The sequence below is a fragment of the Halomonas sp. B23F22_20 genome, assembly GCF_043496985.1.
In the GTDB taxonomy this organism is placed as follows: domain Bacteria; phylum Pseudomonadota; class Gammaproteobacteria; order Pseudomonadales; family Halomonadaceae; genus Halomonas.
Window position 1 is genome coordinate 1 of the sequence record NZ_JBIEKH010000086.1, and the last position, 709, is coordinate 709.

The following is a 709-nucleotide window of genomic DNA, read 5'->3' on the forward strand; positions in this document are numbered from 1 at the left end:
GCATGGCCGACTCGAAGAGATGATCCCCCATCCGCCGCATTGCCCGATCCCGCCACCGGATATGAGGGACCAGGTTTTTCTTGTCGCGGTGAGGTCTGAGCAGGATGTCAGCCATACTGAGCAGCTTGGCGTTGTACCGCTGCTCCATGTCCCGCCCTGCCTGCGTGAGGATGTGCACTTCCGCCTCGAGCTCGTCCTTCAATCGAAGGAGCGCCCTCTTACCCTTAAAAGGGTTTAAAAGGCCCTTTACGTAACCATTCGTTGCGTCAGCTTGGTAGCCTTTCGGTGCATGCCGGTCTCGCGTCATTCGGATCTCACCCTGCCCGTGGGGATCATCAGGACTGCCCCAGCACTGTAATACTTGATTCATCATCTGCCTCAGCAGCCAACCCCCGAGGGTGATGGTGGCACCATCACCCTCGGGGGCGCGTACCTATCCTGTCTCGCTGTAACAGGTAACAGAAGTCGGGGGCACTGTTTCAGGCGATGGTGCCACCATCAGTCCAGCCCAGTTCCCCCTGGTTGTCCACGGTCGTGGCTCATGGCGCCTGGGTGATGGTGGCACCATCACCCTGGACTTGATCATTGAGCCAGCCGCATGGTGTAGGTCGCTACTGGGAGGATCGCTGTTCGGCCGTTTGTTCTGTGTCAGCCGAGGAAGTGTCTGTGTCAGGTGTTTCGGCAGGATCCGGTTTCGCGGTGGCAGGGT

1 protein-coding gene is annotated in these 709 nt (G+C 59.1%); it reads right to left on the bottom strand.

What is annotated here, in order from left to right; translation table 11 throughout:
- The coding region (locus tag ACGTN6_RS20695) for a hypothetical protein (RefSeq protein ID WP_394594954.1) at positions 1–202 on the bottom strand (202 nt) is incomplete at its 3' end.
- Between the last annotated feature and the right edge of the window lie 507 nt (positions 203–709).